This is a genomic window from uncultured Caulobacter sp. (genome assembly GCF_937900395.1).
Taxonomy (GTDB): domain Bacteria; phylum Pseudomonadota; class Alphaproteobacteria; order Caulobacterales; family Caulobacteraceae; genus Caulobacter.
The window spans coordinates 1-13,923 of record NZ_CALCDX010000026.1; the positions used below are offsets into that span (position 1 = coordinate 1).

At 67.6% G+C, this 13,923-nt stretch carries 16 protein-coding genes; 1 reads left to right on the forward strand and 15 read right to left on the reverse strand.

Annotated features, from left to right (window positions below):
* The 8 genes from Q0379_RS02055 to Q0379_RS02090 form a co-directional block, all read right to left on the reverse strand.
* Positions 1–210, reverse strand: a 210-nt coding sequence (locus Q0379_RS02055; protein ID WP_299003763.1) for an alpha/beta hydrolase, incomplete at its 3' end; no start/stop codon positions are given.
* A gap of 127 nt (positions 211–337) precedes the next feature.
* Positions 338–1,189: a DUF1206 domain-containing protein gene (locus tag Q0379_RS02060; protein ID WP_299003764.1), complete on the reverse strand. Its 852-nt coding sequence runs from the start codon at positions 1,187–1,189 to the stop codon at positions 338–340.
* Positions 1,190–1,203: 14 nt separating this feature from the next.
* Complete coding sequence (locus tag Q0379_RS02065; protein WP_299003766.1) at positions 1,204–1,407, reverse strand: hypothetical protein; 204 nt, start codon at positions 1,405–1,407, stop codon at positions 1,204–1,206.
* 127 nt (positions 1,408–1,534) lie between these two features.
* Positions 1,535–3,676, reverse strand: a complete 2,142-nt coding sequence (gene pnp, locus Q0379_RS02070) for a polyribonucleotide nucleotidyltransferase (RefSeq protein ID WP_299003768.1) — start codon at positions 3,674–3,676, stop codon at positions 1,535–1,537.
* Positions 3,677–3,923: 247 nt separating this feature from the next.
* Positions 3,924–4,193, reverse strand: a complete 270-nt coding sequence (gene rpsO / locus Q0379_RS02075) for a 30S ribosomal protein S15 (protein WP_013077242.1) — start codon at positions 4,191–4,193, stop codon at positions 3,924–3,926.
* Positions 4,194–4,207: 14 nt separating this feature from the next.
* The gene (truB, locus tag Q0379_RS02080) at positions 4,208–5,140 is read right to left on the reverse strand and encodes a tRNA pseudouridine(55) synthase TruB (protein WP_299003777.1); all 933 of its coding nucleotides are present in this window, start codon (positions 5,138–5,140) and stop codon (positions 4,208–4,210) included.
* Between the two features lie 3 nt (positions 5,141–5,143).
* Positions 5,144–5,593 (reverse strand): 30S ribosome-binding factor RbfA, encoded by a 450-nt coding sequence (gene rbfA / locus Q0379_RS02085; RefSeq protein WP_299003778.1) that lies wholly within the window; start codon positions 5,591–5,593, stop codon positions 5,144–5,146.
* A 237-nt stretch (positions 5,594–5,830) separates the two neighbouring features.
* Entirely contained in the window at positions 5,831–6,616 is a 786-nt protein-coding gene (locus Q0379_RS02090; RefSeq protein WP_299003780.1) for a dienelactone hydrolase family protein, read from the reverse strand.
* A gap of 86 nt (positions 6,617–6,702) precedes the next feature.
* On the opposite strand from Q0379_RS02090, the gene Q0379_RS02095 reads away from it, so the two are divergent.
* A complete protein-coding gene (locus tag Q0379_RS02095; RefSeq protein ID WP_299003782.1) occupies positions 6,703–7,041 on the forward strand; it encodes a hypothetical protein in 339 nt (112 codons plus the stop codon).
* 14 nt (positions 7,042–7,055) lie between these two features.
* On the opposite strand, the gene Q0379_RS02100 is transcribed toward Q0379_RS02095, so the two are convergent.
* The 7 genes from Q0379_RS02100 to Q0379_RS02130 all read right to left on the reverse strand — a co-directional run.
* The gene (locus Q0379_RS02100) at positions 7,056–7,619 is read right to left on the reverse strand and encodes a hypothetical protein (protein ID WP_299003784.1); all 564 of its coding nucleotides are present in this window, start codon (positions 7,617–7,619) and stop codon (positions 7,056–7,058) included.
* Positions 7,616–8,131, reverse strand: a complete 516-nt coding sequence (locus tag Q0379_RS02105; RefSeq protein ID WP_299003786.1) for a DUF2939 domain-containing protein — start codon at positions 8,129–8,131, stop codon at positions 7,616–7,618. Before Q0379_RS02105 ends, Q0379_RS02100 begins: the two co-directional genes overlap by 4 nt.
* A gap of 45 nt (positions 8,132–8,176) precedes the next feature.
* Positions 8,177–8,590: a type II toxin-antitoxin system VapC family toxin gene (locus Q0379_RS02110; RefSeq protein ID WP_299003788.1), complete on the reverse strand. Its 414-nt coding sequence runs from the start codon at positions 8,588–8,590 to the stop codon at positions 8,177–8,179.
* A complete protein-coding gene (locus Q0379_RS24110; protein WP_366519287.1) occupies positions 8,587–9,066 on the reverse strand; it encodes an AbrB/MazE/SpoVT family DNA-binding domain-containing protein in 480 nt (159 codons plus the stop codon). The genes Q0379_RS02110 and Q0379_RS24110 overlap by 4 nt, the downstream gene beginning before the upstream one ends.
* On the reverse strand, positions 8,973–12,002 hold the full coding sequence (infB, locus tag Q0379_RS02120) for a translation initiation factor IF-2 (protein WP_299003792.1): 3,030 nt from the start codon (positions 12,000–12,002) through the stop codon (positions 8,973–8,975). The genes Q0379_RS24110 and infB overlap by 94 nt, the downstream gene beginning before the upstream one ends.
* A gap of 257 nt (positions 12,003–12,259) precedes the next feature.
* Entirely contained in the window at positions 12,260–12,943 is a 684-nt protein-coding gene (locus Q0379_RS02125) for an RNA-binding protein (RefSeq protein WP_299003794.1), read from the reverse strand.
* Positions 12,944–13,009: 66 nt separating this feature from the next.
* Positions 13,010–13,923, reverse strand: a 914-nt coding sequence (locus Q0379_RS02130; RefSeq protein ID WP_299003796.1) for a transcription termination/antitermination protein NusA, incomplete at its 5' end; no start/stop codon positions are given.

Consider the following 13,923-nt stretch of genomic DNA (forward strand, 5'->3'; position numbering starts at 1 on the left):
GGTGTCGGTCTGGCTGGACCGGCCGTGGCCGCGGCGGTCATGGGCGATGACGCGGTAGCCTTTCAGCAGGAAGAACATCATCTGGGCGTCCCAGTCGTCCGACGACAGGGGCCAGCCGTGGTGGAAGACAACCGGCTGCGCGTCCTTGGGACCCCAGTCCTTGAAGAAGATCTGCGCGCCGTCGTTGGTGGTGAAGAAGCCGCTGCTCATGGTCCTGATCCCTCATCCGGCGGGCCGTCTGGCCCGTCCCGCTGTTCCGATGAGGAGAGAATGCCGCTGAGCGTCGGGCGCAGATATAGAAATGGTCGAAACCTATGGTTTCGGATTTTGATCTATATCAAATCGTGAGGTCGCGGGGCGGCGAGATGCGGCGATAGCGCGCCTCGACGAAGCCAAACAGGCCGAAGGCGATGAGCCCCGCCGCCAAGGCGCCCAGCACGAGCCCGCCAAACGGCCGCTGCTCGATCGTCTGCAGGGCCTGGCCCCAGCTACGAGCCTCGTCCGCCCTCGCCTGCAGACCCGCCAGGACGAGGAAGACCCCGACCGGCAAGGTGGCGAGACCCCGGGCGGCGTAGCCGACCTTGGCCAGGGGCTCGACGCGCCGCCGCAGGTTCTTGTCGCAGGCGAGGCGATGGCCGAAGTCCTGCATCAGCCCCTGGATGACATTGCCGACCCCGAAACCGATCACCACCAGCCCCGCCAGGATCAGCAGCCAGTCGCCGTGGGGCGCGCCCAGCACCGCGGCAGTGGTTTGGCGCAAGTCCTCGGTTTCGTCGGCCTCGCCGAAGTCCTCGAAGACGTCGAGCAGCTCGAAGGCCGACAGCGCCAGGCCGCCATACACCAGGCCGCTGATCGCCTGGCCGGCGCGGACGGCCCAGCCCTTGGGGGAGGTCCCGTGGCGGTCGGCGTCGAACACGGCCTGGATCGCGCGCCAGGCCGCGAAGCCCATCAGGCCGCAGCCCACCGCGGCGATCAGCACCGTCCCGAGCGGCCATCGCGACCAGGTCTCCAGCACGCCCTTCGCGCCCTGGGCCTGGGGCGTCAGGTCCATGGCCGCCAGAATGGCGATCGCGCCCAGGCCGCAATAGACGAGACCGCGCGCGGCGTACCCCAGGCGCGCGGCCCATTCGAGCAAGCGCGAGACATCAATCCGTCGAAAATCCAGCAGCCTTCGCGGCTGCGCCAGCATACCGCCCAAGACCCTTAGAACCCTTCTTCGTGCGTGATGGCGGTGACCGGCGCGCGCGTGAACCGAACACCGCGATAGGTTGTCCGCGGCGGATCGCCCTCCGCCACGCCACCGGTCGCGGTCAGGAAAGCCTGCCAGTCATCCTCGGGCAGCAGGAAGCCCACGGTCTTGTCCGGCGCGGCGTCGATCTCGCGGTCGACTTGCTGGCGGACATCCATGGCGGCGCTCCTTGCTCGCCAGGGACAACGCCCAGCGCCGCCACGCGCTCCCAAACGCAAAACGGGCGGCCCCTCTCGGAGCCGCCCGCCTGTGTTCGCTTCGGAAAGACCGATCGCTTCTGAAGGCTTACGCCTCTTCAGCGGCCGGAGCTTCCTTCTTCGACAGGTCTTCGCCGGTTTCCTGGTCGACGACCTTCATCGACAGCTTGGTCTTGCCGCGGTCGTCGAAGCCCAGGAGCTTCACCTTGACCATCTGGCCTTCCTTCAGCACGTCCGACGGCTTGGCGACGCGTTCGTTGCTGATCTGGCTGACGTGGACGAGGCCGTCCTTGGCTCCGAAGAAGTTCACGAAGGCGCCGAAATCGACGACCTTCACGACCTTGCCGTCGTAGATCTTGCCGACTTCCGCTTCGTCGGTGATCGACTTGATCCAGTCGATCGCGGCCTTGATCTTGGCGCCGTCCGAGGCCGAGACCTTGACCACGCCGTCGTCGTTGATGTCGACCTTGGCGCCGGTGGTGGCGACGATCTCGCGGATCACCTTGCCGCCCGAACCGATCACTTCACGGATCTTGTCGGTCGGGATGTTGATCGTCTCGATCTTCGGGGCGAAGTCGCCGACGTCGTCACGCGGCGCATCCATGGCCTTGTTCATCTCGCCGAGGATGTGCGCGCGGCCTTCCTTGGCCTGGGCCAGGGCCTGCTCCATGATCTTCGGCGTGATGCCGGCGATCTTGATGTCCATCTGCAGCGAGGTGATGCCTTCGCTGGTGCCGGCCACCTTGAAGTCCATGTCGCCGAGGTGGTCCTCGTCGCCCAGGATGTCCGACAGGACCGCGAAGCCGTCCTTTTCCAGGATCAGGCCCATGGCGATGCCCGAGACCGGACGCTTCAGCGGCACGCCGGCGTCCATCATGGCCAGCGACGAACCGCAGACCGTGGCCATCGAGGACGAGCCGTTCGACTCGGTGATCTCGGAGACCAGGCGGATCGTGTAGGGGAACTCTTCCTTGGTCGGCAGGACCGGACGCACGGCGCGCCAGGCCAGCTTGCCGTGACCGATCTCGCGACGGCCCGGCGAGCCCATGCGGCCCGTCTCACCGACCGAGTAGGGCGGGAAGTTGTAGTGCAGCAGGAAGGATTCCTTGTAGGTGCCTTCCAGGGCGTCGATGAACTGCTCGTCGTCGCCGGTGCCCAGCGTCGCCACGACGATCGCCTGGGTCTCGCCGCGGGTGAACAGGGCCGAACCGTGGGTGCGCGGCAGGATGCCGACTTCGCCCAGGATCGGACGCACGGTCTTCACGTCACGGCCGTCGATGCGCAGGCCGGTGTCGAGGATGCCGCGACGCACGACGTCGGCTTCCAGTTCCTTGAAGACGCCGGCCAGCTTTTGCGGGTCGTAGCCGGTCGGGTTGGCTTCCGACAGGCCCAGGGCCTCGACCGCCTTCTTCTTGGCCGCGCCGACCGCTTCGTAGCGGTCTTGCTTCTTCTGGATCTTGTAGGCCGCGGCGATGTCCGCGCCGACCAGGTCCTTCATCTTGGCCTTGATCGCGTCGGTGTCTTCCGGCTCGAACGCGAAGGGCTCCTTGGCGGCGTGCTCGGCCAGCTCGATGATCGCATCGATCACCGGCTGCATTTCCTTGTGGGCGAAGTTGACGCCGCCCAGCACGATCTCTTCCGAGAGCTCCTGGATTTCGCTTTCGACCATCATCACGGCGTCGGACGTGCCGGCCACGACGAGGTCCATCTTGCTGTCCTTCAGCTCGTCGAGCGTCGGGTTCAGCACGTACTGGTCATTGATCCAGCCGACGCGGGCGGCGCCGATCGGGCCCATGAACGGGGCGCCCGACAGGCACAGGGCGGCCGAGGCGCCGACCATGGCCAGGATGTCGGGATCGTTCTCGAGGTCGTGCTGCAGCACGGTGACGACGACCTGGACTTCGTTCTTGAAGCCCTTGACGAACAGCGGGCGGATCGGACGGTCGATCAGGCGGGAGACCAGGGTCTCCTTTTCCGACGGACGGCCTTCGCGCTTGAAGTAGCCGCCGGGGATCTTGCCGGCCGCGAAGGTCTTTTCCTGATAGTTGACCGTCAGCGGGAAGAAGTCTTGGCCCGGCTTCTGGGTCTTGGCGAACACGGCGGTGGCCAGGACGACGGTTTCGCCCATGGTGGCCAGGACGGCGCCGTCGGCTTGACGGGCGATGCGACCGGTTTCGAGGACCAGCGTCTTGCCGCCCCACTCGATCGTCTTGCGCTTGATATCGAACATTTTTCTTCTTTCGGTTCCCGCGGGCGGATTCCCGTCGGGGGCGGACAGGGGCGGACGGCTAACGGAAGCCGGCCCGATGATCCTCATCCAGTGTGACAGGCGGGTTTGAGGACGTGAACCCTCGGACAAACGGAGACCCAGTTGGAGCGGGCCGCCTTGGGAGCCTGGCGTACGGCCTGTCTCGGCCGCCGGGCTCCAAATACGCGATCCGCCGCCCTGCTTTCGCGGGGCGGCGGACCTGGATGCCTTAGCGACGCAGACCCAGCTTTTCGATCAGGGACTGATAGCGACCGGCGTCGGACTTCTTCAGGTGGTCGAGGAGCCGGCGACGCTGGGAAACCAGCTTCAGCAGGCCACGACGGCTGTGGTTGTCCTTCTTGTGCGTCTTGAAGTGCTCGGTCAGATTCGAGATGCGTTCCGAGAGGATCGCGACCTGGACTTCAGCGCTGCCGGTGTCACCCGCGCCGCGGGCGTGTTCGGCGATGAGAGCGGCCTTGCGCTCGATAGTGATCGACATCGGTAAGTCTCCGCTCAGGTGAGTTGGAAGACCCGCACCGGATTGAGCCGCCCGGCGCGCATCTCGCACAGGGCCACCAACCTGTCGCCGGACATGGCGGAAACGGTGCGATCGCCGGGCGGAAGCTCGGCTTTCAGCGTTTCAACCTGCCTTGGGAGCAGGACGATGGCGCGTCCCTGTGCAAGCCGGAAGGCGTCTTCATCGGTCACGGCCAACGCCGGGATGTCGTCCAGCGCGGTCTCGACCGGAAGCAATGCCTCCGACAGCCGCGCCTCATAGCTCAAATTCTCGAGAGTTTCCAGCGATATCGCCCCGGCCTCCGAGAAGCCGCCCACCCGGGTGCGGCGCAGGTCGGCCACGTGACCGCACGCGCCGAGCGCCTTGGCGAGGTCGCGGACCACGGCGCGGACATAGGTGCCCTTGCCGCATTCCATCTCCAGGGTGATGTGGTCGACGTCCGGCTGGCCCACGACCTTGAGGTCGAAGATCGTCACCTTGCGGGTCGGCAGCTCGAACTCGACCCCATCGCGGGCCAGGTCATAGGCGCGCTCGCCGTCGACCTTGATGGCCGAGAAGTTCGGCGGGACCTGGTCGACCTCGCCGATGAAGGCGGGTAGCGCCGCCTCGACCTGCTCCCGCGTCGGACGGACGTCGGAGCTGGCCGTGGTCTCGCCTTCGCGGTCCAGGGTCGTGGTGTCGCGGCCCCAGGCGATCGTGAAGCGATAGGCCTTGTCGGCGTCCATCAGGAACGGGACGGTCTTGGTCGCCTCGCCGAGGGCGATGGGCAGGATGCCGGTGGCCAGGGGGTCTAGCGTGCCGGCGTGCCCACCCTTCTGGGCGTTGAACGCGCGGCGCACGCGGCTCACCGCCGTGGTCGAGGTCAGGTCGTAGGGCTTGTCCAGGCAGATCCAGCCCGAAACGGCCTCGCCCTTCTTGCGGCGGGCCATGCCTTAGTCCTCGTCGTCTTCGCCGAGCACGTCGGACAGGGTCCGGGTGTCCTGCTGGACGCGCGGATCCAGGAACAGCTTGTCCATGTAGGCGGCCGTGCCGAAGCTCTCGTCGTGGATGAACTTCAGGTCTGGCGTGAACTTCATGTCGATGTTCCGTCCCAGGCGCCCGCGCAGGAACTTGGAAACCCGGTTCAGGCCCTTGATCACCTCGGTCGTGTCCTCGCCGGTCAGGCCCGCGCCCAGCGGCTCGACGAAGCAGACGGCGTGCTTGAGGTCCGGACTCATCCGCACTTCGGAGACGGTGACCGAGATGTTGTGCAGCGCTTCGTCCTGCAGCTCCTCCTCGCGGAGGATCTCGACCAGGGCGTGGCGGATCAGTTCGCCGGCGCGGAGCTGGCGTTGCGAGGGGCCGGTGGCGACGCCCTTCTTGTTGTCGGCATGGCGCTTCATGGCGCGATAGTCCTTGCGGCCCGGCCGGCGGATCGAACGCCGGTGCGCGGGGAAAATCGAAGGCGCGGTGTCTAGGCCTGGAAATGGGAGAAGTCCAGTACGGTATCCTTCTCCCCTCTGCGGGAGAAGGTGGCCCGAAGGGCCGGATGAGGGGTCGCGCAGGCTCGTCGGACAAGCCTTTCAACCCCTCACCCGTCTCGCTTCGCGAGCCACCCTCTCCCGCAAGGGGAGAGGGGATTAAGCTCCCGTTCTCTCCCGAAAGAACGCGATCACCCGGTCACGCGCCTTCATCGTGCCGCAGTCGGGGATGGAGCGGTGCAGGTGCAGGGTCAGGACCGAATGCGGGGCCATCGGCACGCCGGGCGCGGCGTCGTGGTCCTCCAGTTCGATGACCTCGACCTTGTCGCCGAACTCGGCATTCAGGCGCGCGATACGGGCGTCGGGCACCAGCTTGTCGGACTTGAAGCGCAGGGCGAGCAGAGACAGGTCCTCGTCCTTGAACCGCCGCTTGGCGCAGGCCAGTTCGCCAGCCGAACAGTCAAGACCGCCGCGCTCGCCGAACGGCAGGGACGGCTGGGACATGACCGGCGCCACGACGACCGGCTCGGTCATCATCGCCAGGGCGAAGCCGCCGGTGAAGCACATGCCCACCGCGCCGACGCCCTTGCCGCCGCACTCGGCGTGGACCTCGCGCGCCAGGGCCCGCAGCCAGTCGACGATCGGGCTGGACCGGCCGCCCCTCCAGACGCTGAACTCGCGGCGCACGCACATGGCCTTGAGGATCTCAGAGGCCGCGTAGCCTTGGGTCACGGTCTTGCCCGGCTTGCCGAACAGGCTGGGACAGAAGGCGGTCATGCCGGCGTCGGCCAGATCCCGCGCGAAAGCCAGGACGCCAGGATGCAGGCCGGGAGCCTCGTGGATGACGATCACGGCCCGCCCCGCGCCGATGCGATAGACCTCGCGCGTCCAGCGGCCGTCGTCGAAGTCGAAGCGCTCGAACCCCGCCAGCGGATCGTCCGGCATCCTGTCGCCCTCCCATGCAGTAGGGCGAGCTTGCACGAGAACTGCGGCGCAGCCTATCCAGCAAGCTCAACCAAGAGGAGGCGCCGATGGTGTTCTGGTGGACGGGACGTGGCTATCTCGGCCTGCTGACCCTTATCGGCGTGTTTGGCCTCTTCGGCGCAGGGCTTACCGTCGCGTTTGGCGAGCAGATTTTCGAACACGCACCATGGCTCTGGGGTATCGGCGCGGCGATCGCGGCCACAGTCAACTGGATCGTCGGTAGCCGGGTTAATCGTCGTCCGATCAAGGTCCCGGCGCCGCGCCTCTGGAAGTCGCGCCTCACCTATCGGCCACCCAATCGCTTGATGTCGTTGCCGCTGGAGGTCTGGTCGGCCCCGATGATGGTCCTTGCGATCTTTCTCGTTGTGCGCGGCCTTCTGCCCTAGGCCAGCCGGCCAGATCAGTTCGACGTGTCGGGATGCTGAGGATTGTCGGTCCAGTCTTCCATCGGGTTTGGCGCGCGCCCCTTAGGCAGCCGCCACTCGCCCCGATACGAGAAATCCAGGGTCCCGCACAGACGGGCGCGCCCCTGCGCCTTCGGATCGTCGCCGAACGCCTGGATGCGCAGGTCGCGCCGGATAACGATGGTGCTGAACGACAGCCAAAGCCGTGTGGAGCCCGGACAAAAGGCGCGGACATAGATCTTGCCCTGGGCCGCGCTGGCGTCGACCTCGTAGAGCATGGCGTCGGTGTCGACCCCGTCAATGGCCCCGAGACCGCCCGGCCCAAGGTCCTTCTGGCGGCCGTCCGTCAGCCGCGCCTCGGCCGGCACGCCGGTGGCCAGCACCTTGATCGGCTTGCCGCCGCCCAGAAGGCCTTGGTTGAACAGGATGGTCACGCCCGCGCCGGTCAGCCGCTTGGCGTCTGGCGAGATCGGGTCGTACGAGAACATCCGCGTCTCGGCCCGCGCGGCGGACGCCGACAGGATCGCAACGGCGGCGACCGCCCAGCCCAGCTTGATCATCGGCGGAGATGCAGGTTCGCCGCCTGCGGATCGAAGCTCGTCAGGCGCCAGGTCGCACCCTCGCGCGTGAAGGTCAGCAGGCAAGGGCCGTCCTTCTTCGCCGCGCACACCCGGCCATCGCCCAGGGGCCGAAGCGTGCTGGCGATCGCGACGCGCCCCGGGATCGGGCGGTCAGGCGTGTAGCCGTAATAGGTGGCCGCCGCGTGGAAAGTCTCGGGCCGGATCAGGGCCTCGCCAGCCACGTCGGCGATCGGCCCCGCCGCCAGGGCGGTCAGGGCCGCGACGGCGTCGCTGGACCCACCGCGCCGGCGGGCCTCGTCCATCAATCGCGCCTCGATCTGACCCTTCAGCGCCCGGCGGTCGACATGGGCGTCGAACCGCGCCCGGTCGTTGTCGCGGATCGCCACGAGCAGGTCATGGACATCGCCGGCGGCGTCATAGCGGTCCGCGGTCGCGCAGGCGGTCAGCGAGGCGGCGACGGCGGTCAGAGCGAGGAGAGCCTTGATACGCATGGTGAAAGGCGTAGCGCCGGATTGGGGCGATTTCCAGTCTGGGCGTCAGCTAGGCCAGACTTCCACACCGCACCGAAGAGCGGCGGCGGCCAGGGGTTTGTCCAGTGTCGCCAGCTTAGCCTCGCGCCGAATGGCCAGTTCCAGATAGGCGGCGTCATATGAGGTAAGGCCCAAGTCCCTCGAAAGAACGAGAGTCTCCCTCCAGGCGCGCTGATCCGTCTCCGGATCGATCGCGATGGAGAAGGCGCTCAATGTCCGAAGCACCTCGTCGGCGAATTCAGCCGAGGCGCGGCCTCGGATGACGAGCGTGCGCAAAACGTTCGCGACTTCAAGCCGCCAGAGAGACGGAGCCATGGCTCCGTGAAGCGCGATCTCCCGCATGATCGCCTGCGCCGCCTCGGTGCGCTCCTCCCGCGTAAACGCGGCGATGGCCAGCGAGGCGTCTAAAACGATTTTCAACGCCGGCCTTCGTCGATGAGGTCGCGAATGGACAGGCCTTCAAGCGACACGGCGTTCGAGAGCTCGACCATGCGCTCCAAAGCCGCTTTCGCCCGATGCCGAGCTTCGGCCTGAGCGCTTGATCGACGGAGCACGATATCGCCGTCATGAATTTCGATATCTATCTGCTCGCCCTCGACGAGACCGGTGGCGCGGGCGATCTCCTGCGGCACGCGAACGGCCAGACTCTTTCCCCAGGTTCCGACAGTGATGCTGGTCACAACGGCCTCCGTTACCAGGAGATATGCTGGCATATTCCACCGGCAAGGTCCACCTGGGGCCAAGATAAAGGGCGCGGACCTGCGATCCGCGCCCCTCAGCATTTCCAATCTCGCGATCAGCCCTAGTCGAGCTGGCGCTTGATCTCTTCGACGGTGAAGCACTCGATCACGTCGCCGACCTTGATGTCCTGGAAGCCGGCGAACATCATGCCGCATTCCTGGCCGACGGGGACTTCGTTGACCTCGTCCTTGAAGCGCTTGAGCGTCTGCAGGGTGCCCAGTTCCAAGACCACGATATCCTGACGGATGATCCGAACCTTGGCGCCCTTGCGGACCACGCCTTCGGTGACCTTACAGCCGGCGACTTTGCCGACCTTGCTGATGTCGAAGGCCTGCAGGACCTCGGCGTTGCCAAGGAAGGTTTCGCGCTGGATCGGGGCCAGCATGCCCGAGAGCACGCCTTTGATGTCGTCCAGCAGGTCGTAGATGATCGCGTAGTAGCGGATCTCGACCCCTTCGCGCTCGGCCAGGGCTCGCGCCTGGGCCGAGGCCCGGACGTTGAAGCCGATGATCGGCGCGCCGGCGCCCTTGGCCAGCATGACGTCGCTTTCGCTGATCGCGCCGGCGCCCGACAGGATGATCCGCGCGCGGACCTCGTCGGTGGCCATCTTGTCCAGCGAACCGATGATCGCCTCGGCCGAACCCTGCACGTCGGCCTTGATGACCAGCGGCAGCTCTTTCAGCTTCTTGTCCTGCAGCTTGGCCATCATGTCGGCCATCGAAGCGCCGGCGCCCACTGGGGCCAGCGACTTCTCGCGCTTCAGGCGGATGCGGTACTCGGTCAGCTCGCGGGCGCGGGCCTCGTTCTCGACCACGGCGAACGCGTCGCCCGGCGAGGGCACGCCGTCCAGGCCGAGGATCTCGACCGGGGTGGCGGGACCCGCTTCCTGGAGCTGTTCGTTGCGCTCGTTGAGCAGCGCGCGGACCTTGCCCCACTGGCTGCCGGCCACGACGATGTCGCCGCGCTTCAGCGTGCCGCGATTGACCAGGACGGTCGAGACCGCGCCGCGGCCCTTGTCCAGCTTGGCCTCGATCACGACGCCGTCGGCGCTGCGGTCGGGGTTGGCCTTCAGATCCAGCACTTCGGCCTGCAGCAGGATGGCTTCCAGCAGGTTGTCCAGGCCCGTGCGGGCCTTGGCCGAGACCTCGATCAGCTGGGTGTCGCCACCCAGGCTTTCGACGACGATCTCGTGCTGGAGCAGCTCGTTGACGACGCGGGTGGCGTCGGCGCCGGGCTTATCCATCTTGTTGACGGCGACGATGATCGGCACCTCGGCGGCCTTGGCGTGTTTGATCGCCTCGATCGTCTGGGGCATCACGCCGTCGTCGCCGGCCACCACCAGCACGACGATGTCGGTGATGTTGGCGCCGCGCGCGCGCATCTGCGAGAAGGCGGCGTGGCCGGGCGTGTCGAGGAACGTCACGCGCTGGCCGTCCTTCAGGCGAACCTGATAGGCGCCGATGTGCTGGGTGATGCCGCCGGCTTCGCCCGCCGCCACGTCGGTGGAGCGCAGGGCGTCGAGCAAGCTGGTCTTGCCGTGGTCGACGTGGCCCATGATCGTGACGACCGGAGGACGCGCTTCCATGTGATCGTCGTGATCGTCCGCGCCGATGAAGCCTTCTTCGACGTCGGCTTCCGACACGCGCTTGACGGTGTGGCCGAATTCAGTGGCCACCAGTTCGGCGGTGTCGTTGTCGATGACGTCGTTGATCTTCAGCATCACGCCCTGACGCATCAGGAACTTGATGATGTCGACGCCGCGCACGGCCATCCGGTTGGACAGCTCCTGCACGGTGATGACGTCCGGAATCACGACCTCGCGCGAAACGCGGGCCTGTTCGGTCACGCCGCCGCGGCGCTTTTCCTTTTCGCGCTCCCGGGCCCGGCGAACCGAGGCGAGCGAACGCATGCGGTCGGCGGAATCCCCGTCGCCGGCGACGGCCTGGATGGTCAGGCGACCTTCGCGGCGCTGCGGAGCGCCCTTGACGCGCGAGACGGCCTTGTTCGGCACGGCGCTCTTGCGACGATCGTCGTCCTCGTCGGGACGGCGATCCATGACGCTGCCGCCGGGACGCGGGGCCGAGCGGGTGGCGCGCTGGATTTCCGGGGTAGCCGGAGCCGAGGCCGGAACGCCGGGGCGCGGACCGCGCGGCGGGCCGCCGGGACCGCGAGCGCCCGGCGCCGGACGCGGCGCGAGCGCCGAGTAGCGGACGGTCTGCTGCGGGCGGTCGCCCTGCGGACGATCACCTTGCGGACGGTCGCCGCGATAGCCGCCGCGATCGCCTTGCGGACGATCACCGTCGGGACGCGGACCGCGCGGGCGGTCGCCTTCCGGACGCGGCGCGCGCTGACCGAAGTTGGCGCCGGCGTCGGGACGCGGGGCGCGCTGGTTGAACGGGCGGTCGCCTTGCGGGGCCGGACGATAGGTCGTCGTGGTCGGACGATCGTCGCGGCGGTCGCGGCTGGGCTCGTAGGTGCGGGTCTGGCCTTGAGCCGGACGCGGGGCGTCCTGGCGCGGCGCCTCGGCGCGCGGCGCGGCCGGAGCGGCGCTGACCGGAGCCTGGGGCGCCGGAGCCGCGGGGGCCGGAGCCACAGGAGCCTGAGCGACCGGAGGCGGCGCGGCGGGCTGAGCCGGCGCGGGCGCGGAGGCGGCGCGGGCCGCTTCCTGGGCCGCGCGTTCGGCGGCGGCCTTGGCGGCGGCTTCGCGTTGGGCGGCTTCCTGAGCCTGACGGGCGCGAGCCTCGGCGGCGGCCTGCTCAGCGGCGCGGGCCTGGGCGCTCTCGATCGCGCGCTGACGGGCGCGCAGTTCTTCCTGCGACAGGCCGCCGGTCGAACCGCCACCGCCTTGCGACGGAGCCGAACGCGGCGCTGGCGCGTCGGTCGTGTGACGACGTTCCGCCGAAGACGGCGCGGCGAGATTGCCGCCCGCGGGCGCGTGAGGCCGCGTCCGCTTGGTTTCCACCACCACCGTCTTGGTCCGGCCGTGGCTGAAGCTCTGCTTCACGACCCCGGCGCTCACCGAGCCCTGACGGGGCTTCAGCGTGATCGGGGCTCGTCCGCCGGGTCGGCCGTTTTCGTTCTCGTCGCTCATGCGCTCGCTTGTACTTCCGCCAGGCGGTACCTGGCTAAAAAACCGATGTTTCCATGTGAGAAAGGGGCCTGGACGTACCCCCAAAAAGGAGGCGCGTTTCCCGACCCTTCACTCACGAGCGCGACCCGAATAGCCGCGCCCGACTTCAAAGATTCTAGAGCTTTTCCATTCCACCGGAGGGCTCCGGTGAGATGCAAAAGCTCTAGAGCCTGACTTGATCGGCGCGCCGATCAAGGCGAACAGGCTCGCCCTTTTGCCTAGAGGTCTTCTTGATCGCCGAAGGCGGAAGACCTCTCGCTTTCCCCGCGTCCGTTCACCGACCATTCGGGCGGCGAAAGCGGGCGGAAGCCTGACAAACGCTCGACATCCTGTGTCCAGCGATCGATGCCGCGCCCGGCAAGGAGAGCGGTGTGTATCACATTCTCCCCGCCCAAGGCCAAACCCAATTCGTCTGAATTGAACGCGCCCAGCAAACGGGGCGCTACGGCGGCCCTGCGAGCGGCGGCTAGAATCTTGCGGCGACCGTCCTCGGCGCCGTCCGACGCCTCGATCAGCCAGGCGACCTTGCCCGTAGCCAGGGCGGCGACCACCTTCTCGTATCCCGAGATAATGCCGCCGGCCTTCCGCGCAAGGCCCAGGCCGTCCAGAACGCGACGCGCCAGCAAGGCCTCGACCTGATCGGCAAGATCCGGCGCGGCGGTCAGCTTGGCCTTGGCCGCGCGCGAGAACAGGCCCTTCTTGGCGGCCGTCGTCACGGACTGGCGGTCGGCGCCGACCCAGATCCCCCGGCCCGGCAGCTTGCGGGCCAGGTCCGGGACCACCGCCCCGTCCGGCCCGGCCACGAAGCGGATCAGACGCGCCTCGTCGGTCGCCCCGCCCAGGACGATGTCCTTGCGCTGGCGGCTGGCTTCGGCGTGGGTCTTGGCGGTTTGGTCTGTCATGATCCTGAACAGCGAACGGCCTCGCGGATCGCTCCACGAGGCCGTCGTTTCAAACTTCGAAGGGCCTTAGGCCTCTTCTTCCGAGACGGCTTCCTCGGCGACGGCTTCACCCTCGCTTTCGAATTCGCCTTCGGCTTCTTCGTATTCCGGCTCCGGCGGGGCCTCGACCCAGCCCATGGCGACGCGAGCGCGCATGATCAGGGCTTCGGCGTCTTCCGGCGACAGGTTGAAGCTTTCGAGGATGCCCGGCTCGCGCACGCGCTCGCCGTTCTTGGTCTCGAACCAACCGCGCATGTCGTCCGGCACCAGGCCGGCGAGATCCTCGACCGTCTTCACATCGCCTTCGCCAAGGGCGACGGCCATGGCCAGGGTCACGCCCTCGATGGCCAGGACCTCGTCCTGAACGCCCAGGGCCTTGCGCTTGGCGTCCAGCTCGGCGGCTTCCTTCTCCAGGAATTCGCGGGCGCGGGCCTGCAGTTCCTCGGCGGTCTCTTCGTCGAAGCCTTCGATCGCGGCGATCTCGTGCGGCTCGACATAGGCGACGTCTTCCACCGCGGCGAAGCCTTCGGTGACCAGCAGCTGGGCGATGACCTCGTCGACGTCCAGGGCTTCCTGGAACAGGGCCGTGCGCTCGGTGAACTCGCGCTGACGGCGCTCGCTCTCCTGGCTTTCGGTCATGATGTCGATCTGCCAGCCGGTCAGCTGCGAGGCGAGGCGGACGTTCTGGCCGCGGCGGCCGATGGCCAGCGACAGCTGCTCGTCCGGCACCACCACTTCGACGCGCTCGTCTTCCTCGTCCATGACGACCTTGGAGACTTCGGCGGGAGCCAGGGCGTTGACGATGAAGGTGGCTTCGTCTTCCGACCACTGGATGATGTCGATCTTCTCGCCCTGCAGCTCGGCCACGACCGCCTGCACGCGCGAGCCGCGCATGCCGACGCAGGCGCCGACGGGATCGATCGAGCTGTCGTTCGAGATGA

Excerpts from the sequence above, each read along its gene's own strand:
- Q0379_RS02125 (WP_299003794.1), bottom strand. The coding sequence starts at position 12,943 with ATGACAGACCAAACCGCCAAGACCCACGCCGAAGCCAGCCGCCAGCGC.
- truB (WP_299003777.1), bottom strand. The coding sequence starts at position 5,140 with ATGGCCCGCCGCAAGAAGGGCGAGGCCGTTTCGGGCTGGATCTGCCTG.
- Q0379_RS24110 (WP_366519287.1), bottom strand. The coding sequence starts at position 9,066 with ATGCGGCATGATGTTCGCCGGCTTCCAGGACATCAAGGTCGGCGACGT.
- Q0379_RS02090 (WP_299003780.1), bottom strand. The coding sequence starts at position 6,616 with ATGCCGGACGATCCGCTGGCGGGGTTCGAGCGCTTCGACTTCGACGAC.
- Q0379_RS02095 (WP_299003782.1), top strand. The coding sequence starts at position 6,703 with ATGGTGTTCTGGTGGACGGGACGTGGCTATCTCGGCCTGCTGACCCTT.
- pnp (WP_299003768.1), bottom strand. The coding sequence starts at position 3,676 with ATGTTCGATATCAAGCGCAAGACGATCGAGTGGGGCGGCAAGACGCTG.
- Q0379_RS02060 (WP_299003764.1), bottom strand. The coding sequence starts at position 1,189 with ATGCTGGCGCAGCCGCGAAGGCTGCTGGATTTTCGACGGATTGATGTC.
- Q0379_RS02065 (WP_299003766.1), bottom strand. The coding sequence starts at position 1,407 with ATGGATGTCCGCCAGCAAGTCGACCGCGAGATCGACGCCGCGCCGGAC.
- rbfA (WP_299003778.1), bottom strand. The coding sequence starts at position 5,593 with ATGAAGCGCCATGCCGACAACAAGAAGGGCGTCGCCACCGGCCCCTCG.
- Q0379_RS02105 (WP_299003786.1), bottom strand. The coding sequence starts at position 8,131 with ATGCGTATCAAGGCTCTCCTCGCTCTGACCGCCGTCGCCGCCTCGCTG.
- Q0379_RS02100 (WP_299003784.1), bottom strand. The coding sequence starts at position 7,619 with ATGATCAAGCTGGGCTGGGCGGTCGCCGCCGTTGCGATCCTGTCGGCG.
- rpsO (WP_013077242.1), bottom strand. The coding sequence starts at position 4,193 with ATGTCGATCACTATCGAGCGCAAGGCCGCTCTCATCGCCGAACACGCC.
- infB (WP_299003792.1), bottom strand. The coding sequence starts at position 12,002 with ATGAGCGACGAGAACGAAAACGGCCGACCCGGCGGACGAGCCCCGATC.